Origin of the sequence: Xenorhabdus khoisanae (genome assembly GCF_001037465.1) — a bacterium.
Taxonomy (GTDB): Bacteria; Pseudomonadota; Gammaproteobacteria; order Enterobacterales; family Enterobacteriaceae; genus Xenorhabdus; species Xenorhabdus khoisanae.
This window is the reverse complement of sequence record NZ_LFCV01000033.1, coordinates 1-16166: the sequence shown is the minus strand read 5'-3', so window position 1 is coordinate 16166 and position 16166 is coordinate 1. Positions and strand designations below refer to the sequence as shown.

13 protein-coding genes and 1 riboswitch are annotated in these 16166 nt (G+C 47.2%); of the genes, 7 read left to right on the top strand and 6 right to left on the bottom strand.

Annotated features, from left to right (window positions below; translation table 11 throughout):
* Nucleotides 1–314: 314 nt before the first annotated feature.
* From malT to AB204_RS06225, 6 genes are all read left to right on the top strand, one after another.
* Nucleotides 315–3029 carry an HTH-type transcriptional regulator MalT gene (gene malT / locus AB204_RS06250; RefSeq protein ID WP_047962523.1) on the top strand — a complete coding sequence of 905 codons (2715 nt, stop codon included), beginning with the start codon at nt 315–317 and terminating at the stop codon, nt 3027–3029.
* A 217-nt stretch (nt 3030–3246) separates the two neighbouring features.
* Nucleotides 3247–4497 carry a class-III pyridoxal-phosphate-dependent aminotransferase gene (locus AB204_RS06245; RefSeq protein ID WP_047962522.1) on the top strand — a complete coding sequence of 417 codons (1251 nt, stop codon included), beginning with the start codon at nt 3247–3249 and terminating at the stop codon, nt 4495–4497.
* A complete protein-coding gene (locus AB204_RS06240; protein WP_047962521.1) occupies nt 4497–5558 on the top strand; it encodes a zinc-dependent alcohol dehydrogenase in 1062 nt (353 codons plus the stop codon). Before AB204_RS06245 ends, AB204_RS06240 begins: the two co-directional genes overlap by 1 nt.
* Before the next feature lie 26 nt (nt 5559–5584).
* Nucleotides 5585–6247 carry an HAD family hydrolase gene (locus AB204_RS06235; RefSeq protein ID WP_047962520.1) on the top strand — a complete coding sequence of 221 codons (663 nt, stop codon included), beginning with the start codon at nt 5585–5587 and terminating at the stop codon, nt 6245–6247.
* A 177-nt stretch (nt 6248–6424) separates the two neighbouring features.
* A complete protein-coding gene (locus AB204_RS06230) occupies nt 6425–7534 on the top strand; it encodes an MFS transporter (protein WP_200898207.1) in 1110 nt (369 codons plus the stop codon).
* Between the two features lie 14 nt (nt 7535–7548).
* Nucleotides 7549–8145 carry a DUF1349 domain-containing protein gene (locus AB204_RS06225; protein WP_047962518.1) on the top strand — a complete coding sequence of 199 codons (597 nt, stop codon included), beginning with the start codon at nt 7549–7551 and terminating at the stop codon, nt 8143–8145.
* A 260-nt stretch (nt 8146–8405) separates the two neighbouring features.
* Here the strand turns inward: AB204_RS06225 and thiH are convergent, their stop codons facing one another.
* From thiH to thiC, 6 genes are read right to left on the bottom strand one after another with little or no spacing between them, the layout of a single operon-like run.
* A complete protein-coding gene (gene thiH, locus AB204_RS06220; protein WP_047962517.1) occupies nt 8406–9560 on the bottom strand; it encodes a 2-iminoacetate synthase ThiH in 1155 nt (384 codons plus the stop codon).
* Entirely contained in the window at nt 9557–10324 is a 768-nt protein-coding gene (locus AB204_RS06215) for a thiazole synthase (protein WP_047962516.1), read from the bottom strand. The genes thiH and AB204_RS06215 overlap by 4 nt, the downstream gene beginning before the upstream one ends.
* Before the next feature lie 18 nt (nt 10325–10342).
* Nucleotides 10343–10543, bottom strand: a complete 201-nt coding sequence (gene thiS / locus AB204_RS06210; RefSeq protein WP_047962515.1) for a sulfur carrier protein ThiS — start codon at nt 10541–10543, stop codon at nt 10343–10345.
* Nucleotides 10527–11333, bottom strand: a complete 807-nt coding sequence (locus AB204_RS06205; RefSeq protein ID WP_047962514.1) for a HesA/MoeB/ThiF family protein — start codon at nt 11331–11333, stop codon at nt 10527–10529. The genes thiS and AB204_RS06205 overlap by 17 nt, the downstream gene beginning before the upstream one ends.
* A complete protein-coding gene (gene thiE / locus AB204_RS06200) occupies nt 11327–11998 on the bottom strand; it encodes a thiamine phosphate synthase (protein WP_047962513.1) in 672 nt (223 codons plus the stop codon). Before thiE ends, AB204_RS06205 begins: the two co-directional genes overlap by 7 nt.
* Nucleotides 11982–13973 (bottom strand): phosphomethylpyrimidine synthase ThiC, encoded by a 1992-nt coding sequence (gene thiC / locus AB204_RS06195; RefSeq protein ID WP_047962512.1) that lies wholly within the window; start codon nt 13971–13973, stop codon nt 11982–11984. Before thiC ends, thiE begins: the two co-directional genes overlap by 17 nt.
* 150 nt (nt 13974–14123) lie before the next feature.
* Nucleotides 14124–14252: riboswitch (TPP riboswitch) on the bottom strand.
* Nucleotides 14253–14914: 662 nt separating this feature from the next.
* Between thiC and tssI the strand changes: the two genes are divergently transcribed.
* The coding region (tssI, locus tag AB204_RS06190) for a type VI secretion system tip protein TssI/VgrG (protein WP_235428037.1) at nt 14915–16166 on the top strand (1252 nt) is incomplete at its 3' end.

Below are 16166 nucleotides of genomic sequence, written 5' to 3'. Positions count from 1 at the left end.
ATTTAGCGGAATATGCTGAATGCTCATGGCATGGGAAACATCATCCCGTGAAAATATTCGCGGGGAGGAGTGCAAGGGCGTAGCCATTTCTTTCGAATCTTTTCGCAATTTCATAGAGAAATAGAAAGATTGTAGTGAAAGAATGTGACAAGGTGCAATTTAACACAATGAAATCAAACAACTTGTTTGCAAAAGATGGGCGTTTCTCTAAATTTGGTTGGCATTGATGTATGTTAAGGGCGTAAGTCAGCCAATCGCATCAAACGGAATTCTGGTATCAGTTTTATTCATTGCCTGTGTGGGGGAGAAAATTAATGCTTATCCCATCGAAACTCAGTCGTCCACTTCGCCTGAATAATATGGTTATGCGGGAGCGTCTGTTAGAAAAGCTCAAAGAGGCACAAGATTATCGCTTGGTGTTGATAACCAGTCCGGCAGGGTATGGTAAAACCACCCTTATGTCACAATGGGCTGCCGGACGGGATAATCTGGGCTGGTATTCTCTCGATGACAGCGACAATCAGCCAGAGCGTTTTGCCAGCTACTTGATAGCTGCAATTCAGCAGGCAACGCAAAGTCACTGTGCGAAAAGTGAGGTGCTGGCTCAGAAGCATCAGTATGCCAATTTATCCGCACTGTTTGCTCAACTTTTTATTGAACTCAGTGAATGGCAGCAGCCAATTTTTCTGGTGATTGATGATTACCATCTTATCGAAAATGACCTTATTCACGAAGCGATGCGCTTTTTTCTCCGCCACCAGCCAGAGCATTTAACGCTGATAATTCTATCGCGCCATTTGCCTTCATTGGGCGTGGCAAATTTACGTGTGCGTGAACAGCTATTGGAGATTGATAGTCAGCAATTAGCTTTCGATTATCAGGAAACTCAGCAATTTTTTGCCAAACGGCTGGCGAATCCACTGGATGCCGATAATTGCAAACAGTTGTGCAATGACGTTGCAGGATGGGCGACGGCCTTGCAGCTTATTGCGCTTTCTGCCCGTCAATCGGGCAACACGGCTGAAATGTCAGCGAAGCGCCTTTCGGGGATTAATGCCAGCCATCTTGCGGATTATCTTGTGGATGAGGTGTTAAATCGTGTAGATCAAGCGACGCGGGATTTTTTGCTGCGTAGTTCTATCTTGCGTTCCATGAATGATGGTTTGATTGTTTGTCTGACGGGAGAAGAAAACGGCCAGCAGCGCCTTGAAGATATTGAGCGTCAGGGGCTGTTTATTCAGCGAATGGATGATTCCGGCGAATGGTTCTGTTTTCATCCTTTGTTTGCATCATTTTTGCGCCAGCGCTGCCAATGGGAAATGGCGGCGAAATTGCCTGAATTACACAGAGCGGCAGTGAAAGGATGGTTGATGCAGGGATATCCGGGAGAAGCTATTCACCATGCCCTTGCCGCTGGGGATAGCGTGTTGTTGCGGGATATTTTACTGCAACATGCCTGGGATCTGTTTAACCACAGCAAACTGTCTTTGCTGGAAGAGTGCATGAATGCACTGCCATATGAACAATTATTGGAAAGCCCGCGTTTGGTACTGTTGCAAGCGTGGCTGGCACAAAGTCAGCACCGCCACTATGAGGTGAATGCCTTATTGAATCAGACGGAGCAATCGCTTAAGCAGAAACAAATAGTTATTGAACCAGAGTTGCTGGCGGAGTTTGATGCTTTGCGCGCTCAAGTGGCAATTAACGATGGGCGGCCAGCCGATGCGGATGCCTTGGCTGAAAAGGCGCTGGCGACCCTGCTGCCGGATAATCAATATGGTCGTATTGTGGCTATGTCGGTGAAAGGTGAAGTATTACATTGCAATGGGCAACTGGTTAGTGCGCTGGCTCTGATGAAGCAGACGGAGCAACTTGCCCGCCTTTGCCATGTTTACCACTATGCTTTATGGGCGTTGCTGCAACAAAGTGAGATTTTACTGGCTCAGGGTTATTTACAGGCTGCTTATGATATCCAAACCCATGCTTTTGATTTAATTCGTGAGCAGCATTTGGAACAATTGCCGATGCATGAGTTTCTACTGAGAATTCGCTCACAGCTTTTGTGGTGTTGGGCACGCATTGATGAATCGGAAGAAGCGGCCCGCCAAGGATTGGACGTGTTGTCTAATTTCCAGCCACAGCAGCAATTACAATGTCTGACTCAATTGGCGAAATGTTCTTTGATTCGTGGAGATATTGATAATGCCCGCCGTTATCTATCCCGTTGTGAGAATTTGCTGAGTAATGGTCAGTATCACCGTGATTGGCGGACGAACACTGACAAACTGCGCGTTATTATCTGGCAGAGTGTGGAAGACAGCAATTCGATGACTCAATGGCTGGTGCAGGCAGAACGGCCTGAAAGTTTCTGTAATCACTTCAATCAAAATCAATGGCGCAATATTGCCCGCGCACAAATCCAGCTGGGGCAGTATGCGGAAGCCGAATCTATCTTAAAGACACTGAATAAATACGCGAGAGAGTTGGCGCTGGTCAGCGACCTGAACAGAAATCTTCTGCTGTGCAATCTGCTTTACTGGCAGCTTGGACGAAAAGCTGAGGCTCAGGATGTTTTGATGGAAGCTTTGCGTTTGGCTAATCGCACGGGATTCATCAGCCACTTTGTCATTGAAGGGGAACTGATGGCTTTGCAATTACGCCAGCTGATCCAGCTTAATATTTTGCCGGAAATGGAACAACATCGGGCACAGCGTATCCTGCGGGAAATCAACCGCCAGCACCGACATAAATTTGCCCACTTTGATGAAGCGTTTGTCGAACAATTGATTCATCATCCTGATGTGCCAGAACTGATTCGTAATAGCCCGCTTACCCAGCGTGAATGGCAGGTATTGGGGCTGATTTATTCTGGCTACAGCAACGACCAGATAGCTGCCGAATTGGATGTCGCTACGACAACTATTAAAACCCATATACGTAATTTATATCAGAAAATGGGCATTACTCATCGGCAGGAAGCTATTCATCAGGCTCAGAATTTGATGCAAATGATGGGGTTGGGGGTTTAATGGCTATTTCCAGAAGTGATTTGCTTTTGGTTTAATATAATAAAAAAATATTAATGGAAAAATATATGATATTTCAAATATTAAATAATTTTTAAAATTACATAATATTTTTTATGACGTTTTCGTGATCGAAATAAAATTTAAATGTGCTTAAGCTGTTCTCATCACAGTAGGTGTTTTCTTATTGTTTAATATAACTAATTGGTGGTGAGTCATTATGGAAAATAAAAACGATCTTGAAGAGATGCTTTCTCGTTTTGTGGGTCATGGCCCTTATTTGGTCATTGATGGTGAAAAATATATTGATGCGGCATCAGGTACGTTTAATTTGCCGCTTGGCTACACAAATCAGAGGATTGCAGAAAAACTCAAGCAGCAGATTGATAGATGTACGCATTTAAGTTCGGCTTATACACGTGAAATGTCACAGTATATTTTGACTAAATTACAGAAATATACCCCAGAGGGAATAGATCGTATCTGGTTGCGAGATGTTTCCGGCTCTGGTGCGGTTGAATGTGCCATTCGGATAGCACAAAAAGCCACAAGGCGTTCAGGCATTATTTCGTTCTTTCTTGCTCACCACGGTCAATCTTTAGCAACAGCTCATATTTCGGGTAACGCATTCAGAATTAAAGACTTTCATATTAATATCGATGGTTCGATAAAAATTCCTGCTCCTGCCAGTGTTCTGGCTGAATCACAATCACAGTTGGAAGAAGATAAATTTGTTGATTTAGAGCAATTCATTCAATTAGGCTCTAGCGACAATATTGCATGTCTGATTATTGAACCGATTCAGGGGAACGGCGGAAACACGGTTTTCCCTGTGGCGTTCTACCGCAAGATCAGGGAGATTTGCCACCGATATGGCATCATCATTATTGCAGATGAAGTACAAACCGGATTTGGTCGTACAGGAACTTTCTTTGCATCGGCAGGCTATGCCAAGGAATTGGAGCCGGATATTATCGTTTTCGCCAAAGGTGCTGGCGGTATTGGTATTCCGACTGGTGGTGTACTGATGCGTCATTCACTGGATGTGTTGGAATCATTTGAACATTCCAGCACTTCTGGTGCCAACCCTCTCTCTTTAGTTGCCCTCAACGAAATCATCGACATTATTGAAGATGACAAAATCCTGGAAAATGTACAACAAAATGAAGCCTATCTGCGTGATGGTTTGTTGAAGTTACAGCATAAATATCCTGAAATCACAGGCGTCAGAGGGGTAGGTTATATGTATGGCTTTGATACACCAAACCCGGAATTTGCTGCACAGGCCATCGCAACTGCCAGCCGCCACCACTTAATTCTGCGTGGCTCCCGCTATGGTAAAGGAAAGGCAATCAAAGTGCGTCCACCGTTGATTTGTACACAAGAACATTTGAATGAAATCCTGCATAAGATAGACCTGACTTTTTCAGAGTTAAGCTCTGCCACACATGAATATAGGGAGATTGCATAATGTTAGCGCTTAAATACCATCAGGCATGGAACGTCGGGCTTCAACAAGTTGAACCCTTGTCCTGTATTGAACCGGATGATGTTGTTGTTGATATCGCCGTGTGTGGCATTTGTGGTACGGATGTAGGGATCATTACGGGTTCTTATCCTGTTGCCGTATCGGGGACGACGTTGGGTCATGAAACCGCTGGTGTGGTGGCTGAAATCGGTAGCGGTGTGACTCAGTTTCAGGTGGGAGATCGTGTTGTCGTTAACCCGACCTACTTTTGTGGACATTGCCGGATGTGCCAGATAGGAAATCCCAACCATTGTGAGAGAAAGTTTGGGACAGAAGCCGGTGTTTCCTATGATGGCGCGTTTGCCGGTCAATATCTGGCAAAAGAAAACTTGCTGATTAAGTTGGACGATCACGTCAGTATGGAAGAGGCTTCGTTGACTGAGCCACTAAGTTGCACATTAACCGGCGTGGATAAACTGGGGATCACCCATACGAATATTCGTGCGGTAGTGGCAGGCGCTGGCCCAATGGGGATGTTGTACATTTGGGCACTGTATGAGCGGGGCGTGAAGGCATTTATGGTTGAGAAAAATGAGAGCCGGATGCAATTCGCCAAAGATAATTTGCCGCCAGAATGTCAGTTATACTCCGATTTTGATACGGCACTGATGCAAGAATATGGTGATCAATCGACGTTGATTGATTTGTGCGTGGATACAACAGGGCAATTGACCGAATATGTTTTCGATCATCTGGCACCCGGAGGAAAACTGCTGAATGTTGCCCTGAAGGATAAACATGCCAGTCTGGATATCATGAAAATTGCGGATAAAAGCCTTTCTGTCATTGGCTCCATTGATTCCCTGAACAATAGCTTTGAGCGTGCCTATGCCATGATCCGTGATGGCGTCATTCCTGTAGGGCGTTTGATTAGTCAGACCTTTGCTTTCAAAGATTACCAACAGGCTTTTCTCATTGTCGGCTGTGATCTTACGGCGAAAGCCCAAGTTCCTCTCAATACCCCAAATTGCAAAGTGTTGATTAGGATATCTGATCTAAAATAATTAACTGTTTTGAGGCACTGCTTCCGATGAATAAATGGAATGTCATTTTTGATATCGATGGCGTTATTGTCGATAGTGAACAACTGCATTTTGATGTATTGCGTGATGTAGTCGGTGATGTATTGGGTGAACAGGCACCAGAGCACGTGAAGGATATTCAGCCGCAGCAATTGATTGGATTAAGCCTGGCGGAAACACTGGATGCGATTGGCCTTCCGGCATCAATGCAGCAAGGTATTACTGAAAGGATTATTTCGCGTTATCAAGAAAAATTGTCTAAACATTATCTGCGTCCGGGGATTACTAGCTTGATTGCGGCCTTGCAACAAAATGGCACTCATTTTGGATTTGTTTCCACTGCTCCGCGTGATGTATGTTTGGCGAATTTAAGATTGTTGGATCTGGATGAATCACCGGCCCTGATCTCTGGTGATGATGTGGAAAGAACCAAACCTTTCCCTGATCCTTATCTGGCAATGTTGAAACTGAAAGCGATGGATGTTCAGCAAACTCTGGTGATTGAAGATACTGATTTGGGAATAGAAGCGGCAAAACAGGCGGGTATTCCATGTATCTATGCCTGGCCTCACGCTTTGTCGTTGACAGAACAGTATAAGCAGGCGACCCGTGTCATTGAAGGGTTAGCGGATATTCCCCAGTTTTCTGGAATAAATGTGAAGTTAATGTAATGCCTTGATGAGCAATATTTAATGCCCTCCACTAAAGTCAGTAGAGGGCATATTTTAATAACATATTTTAAAGCGTTATTTGAAAATATTGTTTAGAAGTCTTGTTTTTTAGGAATCTTGTCTGGAGGAATTGAATTGTCTGAAGAATATACAATCTCTTCAATAAAGCAGCCTGTTATGGCAACGCGAATTTCATTTTTTATTGCGGGATTCAGTATTGCGAGTTGGGCACCCCTGATCCCATTGGTGAAGGAACGCTTGGGGTTAGATGATGGCTCAATTGGGTTGCTGATACTGTTGTTTGGTATTGGCTCTTTTATCATGATGCCGATAGCAGGAATGTTGGCGACTCGTTTTGGTTGCCGAAAAGTTTTTACCTTTTTTGCTTTGCTGGCTATTTTGGTATTGCCGGCGTTAAGTGTGCTTTCGACGCCACTGACGTTGGCTTGTGCTCTGTTTTTATTTGGTGCAGGAATTGGGGCGAGCGATGTCGTCATCAATATTCATGCGGTCAATGTTGAAAAAAGAGTACACCAGCCGATTATGTCAGGCTTTCATGCGTTGTTCAGCTTAGGTGGAATTGCGGGAGCAGGCTCTGTCAGCTTATTGCTGTTTATGGGTATTCCTCCGTTTCAGGTCACAATTGCTGTGGCTTTATTCGTGATTTTACTGTTATTGCCTGCGTGGAATGGGTTACTGGATAACACTGAAACGGAAGATACGCCATTTTTTGCCTTACCGCGTGGCATTGTCATACTGATTGGTTCTCTCTGTTTTGTTGTCTATCTGATGGAAGGCTCGATGTTGGATTGGAGCGGGATCTTGTTAAGCAGTGTGCATAACATGAGCAGCCATCAAGCCGGGTTCGGTTATACCCTTTTTGCGATTACCATGACATGTGGCCGGTTTCTGGGTGATAAGATCATTGCGGCGTTCGGGTATCGGCGTGTATTTTTGGGCAGTGCCATTTTGGCGACTTCGGGTTTTGTTCTGATTTATCTGGCAACGGGTACTGTTCAGCTAGCAATTGCTTTCCTGATGATTGGTGCTGGGTTATCTAATTTGGCCCCGATGTTTTTCACTGCTTCAGGGCAACAGAAAGTCATGCCTGATGCGCTGGCTGTTTCTGCTGTTTCGACGATGGGATATTCGGGCATTTTGCTTGGCCCGGCAATTATCGGAGGTTTAGCGCACCAAGTTACGTTACATGGTGCTTTTGCCTGTATTGCTTTGCTTTCTCTTTCATTGTTGGCGGGGTATGGCTTGATTAATCCCACCAAAAAATAACAGGGTAAATATTGATGAATTTGCAGCAATGTCATTGGTTAAATGAACCGGCTTCCTGGCAGTGTCAGGAAGATGAGCTTTATGTCACGACGGATAATAAAACCGATTTCTGGCGTGATACGTGGTATGGCTTTCAACGTCATAGCGGTCATGTATTTGGCGGTTATGTTGATGATTTTCAGCTTGATGCTGGTTTTACTTTTCAGCTTTGCATAGAAGGGCAGTTTGAGAAGTTATACGATCAGGCGGGCATTATGTTGCTGGTGGATGAACAACATTGGCTAAAAGCTGGCATTGAGCATTCAGACGGGCAGGCAACGATTGGCAGTGTACTGACGAATGGTGAGTCTGACTGGGCGATGGGGGTTTTTCAGGGTAATCCCGATAAATTTTGGCTACGACTGACTTATAGTAACGGTGCTATCCGGTTGCAATATTCCACTGATGGTGTGACATGGCCATTACTGAGATTATCTCCTTTTACGCTGAATAGTCAGCGTATCTTTGTTGGAGCTATGTGTTGTTCACCAGAACGTGAAGGGTTACAGGTGAAATTCTCTGATTTCAAATTGATGTCGTCGCTGAGAAAACACCTGCATGATTTAAGTTAATTGCTTAATTAAATATCCAGACGAAGGTTAGCTTCAATTTCTTCTATTAATGAAAGCGGTACTTCATTCTCTTTGGCCAATTCAGGCCAAAGAGAAACACTTTCCTTAACTTCTTCGACCAATTCGTTAATGTATTTCTTTGTAAAACGTTTGGATATGTTTTTACCCCTTATTGAGGGTGCTGCAATTGCAGCACCCTCAAGTCATAGGCTATATCAAGTAGCGATGGCACTAATTAACTGTTATCCCAAATAAAATAACTATCGCCCCAGATAATTGTCCCAATCTTTCCAAACGGGTTGTAAACCTGATTTAACTAAGGCTTCGGCAACCTGAAAAACAGGGCGATTGTCGTGAGGAGCGAATTGCTCCAACTCGTGATGACCGTCAGCATAACCGCCGGGCTGGGTTTTGGAGCCGGCACTGATGTTATTGATAGCGAGTGGTACAACGTGATCGCGGAAGTAGGGTGATTCACGGGTTGAAAGAGAAAGTTCGACATCCGGTGCCAGCAGGCGGAACGCGCAAATGAGTTGTACTAACTCCGCTTCATTCATCAAAGAGGCTGGCTCAATGCCGCCAGCGCAGGGGCGTAGCCGTGGGAAGGAGATGGAATAGCGGCTTTTCCAAAACTGTTTTTGCAGGAAAAAGAGGTGTTCCGCCACCATATAACAGTCGGTTCGCCAATTGTGGGACAGCCCAATCAGGGCACCCAGCCCGATTTTGTCGATACCTGCCCGCCCAAGGCGTTCCGGGGTTTCCAATCGCCAGTGGAAATCCTGCTTTTTGCCTTTCAAATGGTGCAATTGGTAGCTGGGTTGGTGATAGGTTTCTTGATAGACCATCACGCCATCCAGTCCCAATGTTTTCAACTCAGCGTATTCTTCTTGTGCCAGTGGCTGGACTTCCATTGAAACTGAACTGAAATGGCGGCGGATCAGAGGAAGGTAGCGGCGAAAATAATCCATGCCAACTTTATTCTGATGTTCTCCCGTTACCAGCAAGATATGCTCAAACCCCAGCTTTTTCAGTGCAAGGCATTCCTCTTCGATTTCCTGTTCATTGAGTGTCTTGCGCTTAATGTGATTACTCATAGAGAAACCACAATAGGTGCAGTCGTTGGCGCACAGATTGGAAAGATAAAGTGGGATGAAAAATCCCACGGTATTGCCAAAACGCTGTCGGGTCAGTTGCTGTGCGCGTTGAGCGAGTGATTCAAGATAAGGCAGAGCCGCAGGGGAGAGCAAAGCCATAAAATCATCCAGCGTTAAGTGATCACTGGTTAGTGCATGTTCAATATCCCGCGATGTTTTGCTGTTGATGCGCAGGGTGATGTCGTCCCAATCCAATTGTTGCCAGTGTTGACGAAACGTATTGTGGCGAAATGTACTGTGACGAAATGTACTGTTGGTCATAACGCCCCCAGAAACTCGGTGAGGGGGCTGGAAGCCTCTGCATGGGATTTTTGGCTTGCTACGCCTGCCTGATGTGAAAGCTCGCCTGCTTCAATGGCGGTTTTAAACGCCTGTGCCATTTTGACAGGGTTGCGGGCAACAGCGATGGCGGTATTGACCAGCACGGCATCTGCACCCATTTCGATGGCTGCCAGCGCATGGCTGGGTGCGCCGATCCCTGCATCCACAACGACAGGCACATTGGCTTGTTCGATGATGATTTGCAGAAAGTCACGCGTCAGTAATCCTTTATTTGAGCCAATGGGAGCCCCTAATGGCATGACAGCCGCGCAGCCGACTTCTTCCAACCGCCGACACAGAACAGGATCAGCGCCGCAATAAGGCAGGACGACAAATCCTTCTTTCACTAACTGTTCTGCGCCTTTCAGTGTCTCAATCGGGTCAGGTAGCAGGTATTTTACGTCGGGGTGGATCTCCAGTTTAACCCAGTGAGTTCCCAGCGCTTCCCGTGCAAGACGAGCAGCAAATATGGCTTCTTCCGCCGTTTTGGCTCCAGAAGTATTGGGGAGTAGTTTAACGCCCAACTGTTGCAAGGGCGCGAGAATACCATCGTCATTCCCATGGAGATCAATACGCTTCATCGCCATTGTGACTAATTGGCTGCCTGAGGCCCGAATTGCTTCGATCATTAATCCGGCATTGGCAAATTTGCCTGTTCCGGTAAACAGACGGGAGTCGAAGGTGGTATCAGCAATCTTTAACATAATTAGCCTCCAGCAATATTAGCCACCAGCAATGGCCTGAAACAGCAAGATATTGTCCCCGTCATTCACCTGATGGGTATGCCACTCTGAGCGTGGAATGATGGTTTGATTGATAGCCAATGCGGTGCCGGATTGAGTGCGCTGGATATGTTCCAGCAACTGTTGCACCGTCATGGGGGTACTGAGTGTCATCACCTGATCGTTAACGATAATGTTCATACGACTTCTTTCCTGCCCGTTGTTTATCGATATTGGCGTTTTCGATAACTGAGCTGCAAACTGGACACTGTGGTGAGCGAGTCAGTTGTAACGTGCTCCAACTTTGCTGTTTGCCATCAAACAGCCGGAGTTTTCCACTCAAAGGAGAGGGGAGGCCAGCCAGCATTTTTATCGCTTCCAATGATTGCAATGTCCCAATGACACCAACGATTGGGCCTAATATCCCCGCTGTTCTGCAATTGCGTTGGGGTTCTTCTTGATCAGGATAGAGACAGGCATAGCATCCATGTTGATAAGGAAATTCGAAAACCATCAGTTGGCCACTGAAACCGATAGCACTGCCACTGATGAGCGGTTTGTTTTCAGCAACACAGGCGGCATTGATGGCATGGCGGGTTGCCATGTTATCACTGCAATCCAGTACCAAATCGACCCGGCTGACAATATTCGCCAAAGACTCACGATCTTGCCGTTCTGAGAGGTCAGTGATATTGATCTGCGGGTTCAAATCAGCCAGTTGTTTTGCTGCTGATTGGGCTTTGTTGGCAGGAATATCTGCGGTGCGGTAGATAATTTGGCGTTGCAGGTTCGAGATATGCAACCTGTCATCATCGGCAAGATAAAGATCCCCTACTCCCGCTGCGGCGAGATAGAGCGCTGCGGGTGAACCTAAGCCACCCAGACCGACAATCAGCACCTTGCTGTTCTTTAATTTTTCCTGACCTTCAGGGCCAATATCTTCCAGAAGTAATTGGCGACTGTAACGCATAAATTCTTGATCGTTTAGCATAAATCCCTCCGCTCTTGTCCTTCAACTAAATGAAGTAACTTCGCTGTGGTTTGCTGCCAATCTTTCGATTTCGTGATGGCACTGACTAATGCAACGCCCCCAACACCTGTTGCAACGACATCCGGTACACGTTCCAGCGAGATACCACCAATGGCAACGGTAGGATATTCCGGTGTGATCTCAACCTGATGTTCTAGTGCTGCAAGACCTTGAGGTGACGACGGCATCTCTTTCGTGGTGGTGGGGAAAATATGCCCTAATGCGATATAGGAGGGGCGCAGGGATTTTGCCCGCGCCAGCTCTTGTTGGTCGTGGGTGGAAATCCCCAAACGCAGGCCCGCTTGCCGGATGGCGTTAAGATCGGCGATATCCAGATCTTCTTGCCCTAAATGAACGCCATAGGCTTGATGTTTGATTGCCAGCCGCCAGTAATCGTTAATGAACAGCCGGGCATTGTATTGACGGCCGAGTGCAATGGCGGACTGAATATCCTGCTCTACCTGTTCTTCGGGCTTATCTTTGATGCGCAGTTGCAAAGTCCTGACGCCAGCGCCCAATAATCGTTCAATCCACATCAGAGAGTCCACAACGGGATACAGCCCCAACCGATGTGCGGTTGGAGCAAATGATGGTGTGTCATGCAGTGTTTCACGCTGATTTTTCATTGGCGGTAGCCTCAGCACTGTGATACAGCTCGCTGCCACGGGTGCGGAACTCTTCAGACATCTGTTCCATTCCGGCTTCCTGTTCCAGTTTTGCCGCGTAATCACGTACGTCTTGTGTGATTTTCATTGAGCAGAATTTTGGCCCGCACATGGAGCAGAAATGGGCGACCTTGCCGGACTCCTGCGGTAAGGTTTCATCGTGATAAGCACGGGCGGTATCAGGGTCAAGCGCGAGGTTGAATTGATCTTCCCAACGGAATTCAAAACGTGCTTTCGACATAGCGTTATCACGGATCTGAGCACCCGGATGGCCTTTGGCAAGATCAGCCGCATGGGCTGCGATTTTGTAAGTAATCAGCCCTTGTTTGACATCTTCTTTATTGGGTAATCCGAGATGCTCTTTTGGCGTGACATAACACAGCATTGCACAACCAAACCAACCAATCATGGCAGCGCCAATGCCGGAGGTGAAATGGTCATAACCGGGGGCGATATCTGTCGTCAATGGCCCTAATGTGTAGAATGGGGCTTCGTGGCAATGCTCCAGTTCTTCCGTCATATTGCGGCGGATTAATTGCATCGGGATATGTCCCGGCCCTTCTATCATGACCTGAACATCGTACTCCCATGCGATTTTGGTCAGTTCACCCAAGATATGCAGTTCAGAAAATTGAGCTTCATCATTGGCGTCCTGAATGGAACCGGGGCGCAATCCGTCACCCAAAGAGAGGGAAACATCATAGGCGGCACAGATTTTACAAATTTCACGGAAATGCGTGTAGAGGAAATTTTCCTGATGATGGGAGAGGCACCATTTCGCCATAATCGAGCCACCACGGGAAACAATGCCTGTCAGACGCTTGGCGGTCATTGGCACGTAACGCAATAATACCCCTGCGTGAATGGTGAAGTAATCTACACCTTGTTCGGCTTGTTCCAGCAACGTATCGCGGAACATTTCCCATGTCAGGTTTTCCGCTATGCCATTGACTTTTTCCAGTGCCTGATAAATCGGTACCGTACCAATGGGAACCGGACTATTGCGTAGTATCCATTCACGGGTTTCATGGATGTAGCGTCCGGTAGAGAGATCCATCACCGTATCTGCACCCCAGCGGGTAGACCAAATCAGTTTTTCCACCTCTTCTTCAATGGATGAGGTGACAGAAGAGTTACCGATATTCGCATTAACCTTCACCAAAAAATTGCGGCCGATAATCATGGGTTCGGATTCGGGATGGTTAATATTGGCGGGGATAATCGCACGACCGGCAGCAACTTCCTGACGGACAAATTCTGGCGTGATGTTTTCCGGTAAGTTGGCACCGAAACTTTGCCCTGCATGTTGTTGGAGCAGGACTTCACTGCGAATACGCTCGCGTCCCATATTTTCGCGCAGTGCGATAAATTCCATTTCTGGCGTGATGATGCCCTGGCGTGCATAGTGCAATTGGGTAACGCGCTTGCCTGGTCTGGCTTTCAGTGGATGTGGGCGATGGTGAAAACGCAGGTGATCCAGCCCGGCATCGGCGAGACGTTGTTGCGTAAAATCAGAACTGAGAACGGACACAGGCTCTGTATCATCACGTTCGGCGATCCACGGCTGGCGGAGCTTGTGTAATCCCGTCTGCACATCCAGCACGGAAGTGGGGTCGCCATAAGGGCCGGAAGTGTCATAAACGGGTACGGGGTCGTTTTCCTCAAATTGAGGTTGCTCTTTTGTGCCGCCTGCCAGTGTGGGGGATAACTGAATTTCGCGCATCGGAACCTGAATATCCCGACGGGAACCTTCAAGATAAATGCGCTTTGAATTGGGAAAAGCAACGCCTTGAATGGAACTGATAAATGCCTGAGCTGCGTCTCGTTGCGCTTTACGCGGCCTTGCAGGGTGGGTTTTGGAGGAAATATCCGTAGCTGGAATAACGGAACCGGAAACAACGGCATTGGAAACAACGGTATTGTTGGACTTAGACATAGCAAATTCCTGACTGTGTTATCGCCTATCTCATTGCTGAACAGGCTTAAGTTGAGAAAATTGCTTGTCTGGAGCTCGCAGGGAGTAATGGTTGATGCTGATTGGTATTTGTACACGCTATTTGTATAGATGTACGCTGATACTAACAGCGGAGTGATTACTCTTGTTCCCTTCGCGGGTATTAGCCCGATCAGGTTCTGCGGATCCCGAATTAACGGTCTCAGCCTGTGTTTACTATGTATGACCCAAAGTAAACGCTAGGCACTCCGACAAGAAAAAAACACCCCAGAGTATAAAGGTGATTGTGAAAACTACAACCTAAAACTTGTACTTATTTACTTTTATTTGAATGGCTGGAATTTATATATTCAATGCAAACATATCATTCATTATTACGCTCTTTTTTATTAAACAAAAAAGACAGGAAATAAAAAACTCATTTCTCAAAACAGTTTTTTTGTGATCGAGTTCATGAAATGAAAATGATCATGATTTTGTCAAATCTGTTACCTTTTTTTTATTTTTACCTCATAATGTTACGAAAAAAACACCTTTTATGGATAAATATTAATCAGTTGCATAAGCTAATAATGTGCGAAATTTCAGAATATTATTCTTCAACGGCAATCATTTTAACTTTTTGCGCTGTTATTGCCGGATGCCATTTTTTATTTCACTTGATTTCGTTTGGTTTTCACTGATCTCTTACCTATCATTTTCCCTCATTATTATTTTCCATGAATTAAACGATATATTCCGACCCAACGCCTACTCAAATTATCGCAATATAGCGTATTAACGCCCTTAATTAACAATTTTGTCAGAGACAACGTGAGTTAGAATTAGGTTCAAATCTTGAGCCTGAATGTTATGGCCTGCGTTGCTATCAGGCAGGATAGCCTATTCCATAACGTTTCGGCATGACCTCAGGGAGACAGACTATGTCAGAGAAAAAGCACATCACAAAGCTGCAAGAAGGAAAAGCCCTGTTAGAACAGGGACAGGAGGAGATAACAAAACAGGCCAAGGATCTATTGTCGGGTGCAGGAGGTAACGCCAGCGACATCCTCAGCTCTGTGACAGTGCCCGATGGAGCAGGCAAAGCCGCCGATATGCTCAACTCTGTAACCGGAATAGCCGGTAAGGTCGGATTGCCCGGCGGTGCTGGCAAAGCTGCCGATATGCTCGGTTCTGTGTCTGGAATAGCCAGCAAGGTCGGGTCGCTCAGCGGCACAGGTAAAGCACTCGGTGGCCTCAGTGCCGACAATCTGATCAGCGGTGGTGGTTTTGCCGGCGGTGTGGGCAAGACATTAGGTGGTCTCAGTGCCTACAACCTGATCAGCAGTGGCGGCTTTATTGGCGGTGCAGGTAAATCACTCGGCGGCCTCGGTGCCGGCAGCCTGATCAGCGGTGGTGGCTTTACTGGTGATGCGGGCAAAGCCCTCGGTGGGCCGGGATTGGCAACCAAAGCCGCCGCAGGTCAGCTGGGGGCGGTGAAGGCACTGCAACAACTGGGCCAAAAACTGGGGCTGGGCGGCGGCGGCGCTGATCCCAGCGGCCTGCTGTTTACCCTGACGGCAGGCGGGTTGCCGGCACAGACCTTTGTCGTCACCGACTTCAGCCTGAGCGAACACTTCTCGCGCCCCTTTGCGCTGGAAGTGGGGCTGGCGAGCGCCGACTCCGCCATTGACTTCCCGCTGGTGCTTGACCGCACGGCGACGCTGACCATTCTGCAAAGCGGTGTCGAACAGCGCAGTGTCACCGGCATCGTCACCCGCTTTGAGCAGGGCAACACCGGCCTGCACCAGACCACCTACCGGATGAGTATCCGCCCCGACCTGTGGCGTACTACCCTGCGGCAGAACTCGCGTATCTTCCAGCAGCTCAATATCGCCGCCATCATCACCAAAATCCTCAAGGAGCACAGCATCCGCGACGTGGTGTTCAACCTGCGTCACCCGCACCCGGAGCGCGAATTCTGCGTGCAGTATCAGGAAAGCGACTTCGATTTCCTGCAACGGCTGACGGCAGAAGAGGGGATTTTCTACTTCTTCGAATGCAGTAACGGGCGCAACACGCTGGTGTTCGCTGACGACTGCGGTTCAGTGCCACCGGGCATCCGCCTGCCCTACCAGCCGGGTGAGGCCAGCACGCTGGGCGAACCGGCGGTCAGCAGCCTGACCAGCAGCGCAC

What these genes read in the sequence shown, in the direction of transcription:
- malT (WP_047962523.1), top strand. Translation starts at nt 315, where the DNA reads ATGCTTATCCCATCGAAACTCAGTCGTCCACTTCGCCTGAATAATATG.
- thiE (WP_047962513.1), bottom strand. Translation starts at nt 11,998, where the DNA reads ATGAAAAATCAGCGTGAAACACTGCATGACACACCATCATTTGCTCCA.
- AB204_RS06235 (WP_047962520.1), top strand. Translation starts at nt 5,585, where the DNA reads ATGAATAAATGGAATGTCATTTTTGATATCGATGGCGTTATTGTCGAT.
- thiH (WP_047962517.1), bottom strand. Translation starts at nt 9,560, where the DNA reads ATGACCAACAGTACATTTCGTCACAGTACATTTCGCCACAATACGTTT.
- AB204_RS06205 (WP_047962514.1), bottom strand. Translation starts at nt 11,333, where the DNA reads ATGCTAAACGATCAAGAATTTATGCGTTACAGTCGCCAATTACTTCTG.
- AB204_RS06230 (WP_200898207.1), top strand. Translation starts at nt 6,425, where the DNA reads ATGGCAACGCGAATTTCATTTTTTATTGCGGGATTCAGTATTGCGAGT.
- thiC (WP_047962512.1), bottom strand. Translation starts at nt 13,973, where the DNA reads ATGTCTAAGTCCAACAATACCGTTGTTTCCAATGCCGTTGTTTCCGGT.
- AB204_RS06240 (WP_047962521.1), top strand. Translation starts at nt 4,497, where the DNA reads ATGTTAGCGCTTAAATACCATCAGGCATGGAACGTCGGGCTTCAACAA.
- AB204_RS06225 (WP_047962518.1), top strand. Translation starts at nt 7,549, where the DNA reads ATGAATTTGCAGCAATGTCATTGGTTAAATGAACCGGCTTCCTGGCAG.
- AB204_RS06215 (WP_047962516.1), bottom strand. Translation starts at nt 10,324, where the DNA reads ATGTTAAAGATTGCTGATACCACCTTCGACTCCCGTCTGTTTACCGGA.
- thiS (WP_047962515.1), bottom strand. Translation starts at nt 10,543, where the DNA reads ATGAACATTATCGTTAACGATCAGGTGATGACACTCAGTACCCCCATG.
- AB204_RS06245 (WP_047962522.1), top strand. Translation starts at nt 3,247, where the DNA reads ATGGAAAATAAAAACGATCTTGAAGAGATGCTTTCTCGTTTTGTGGGT.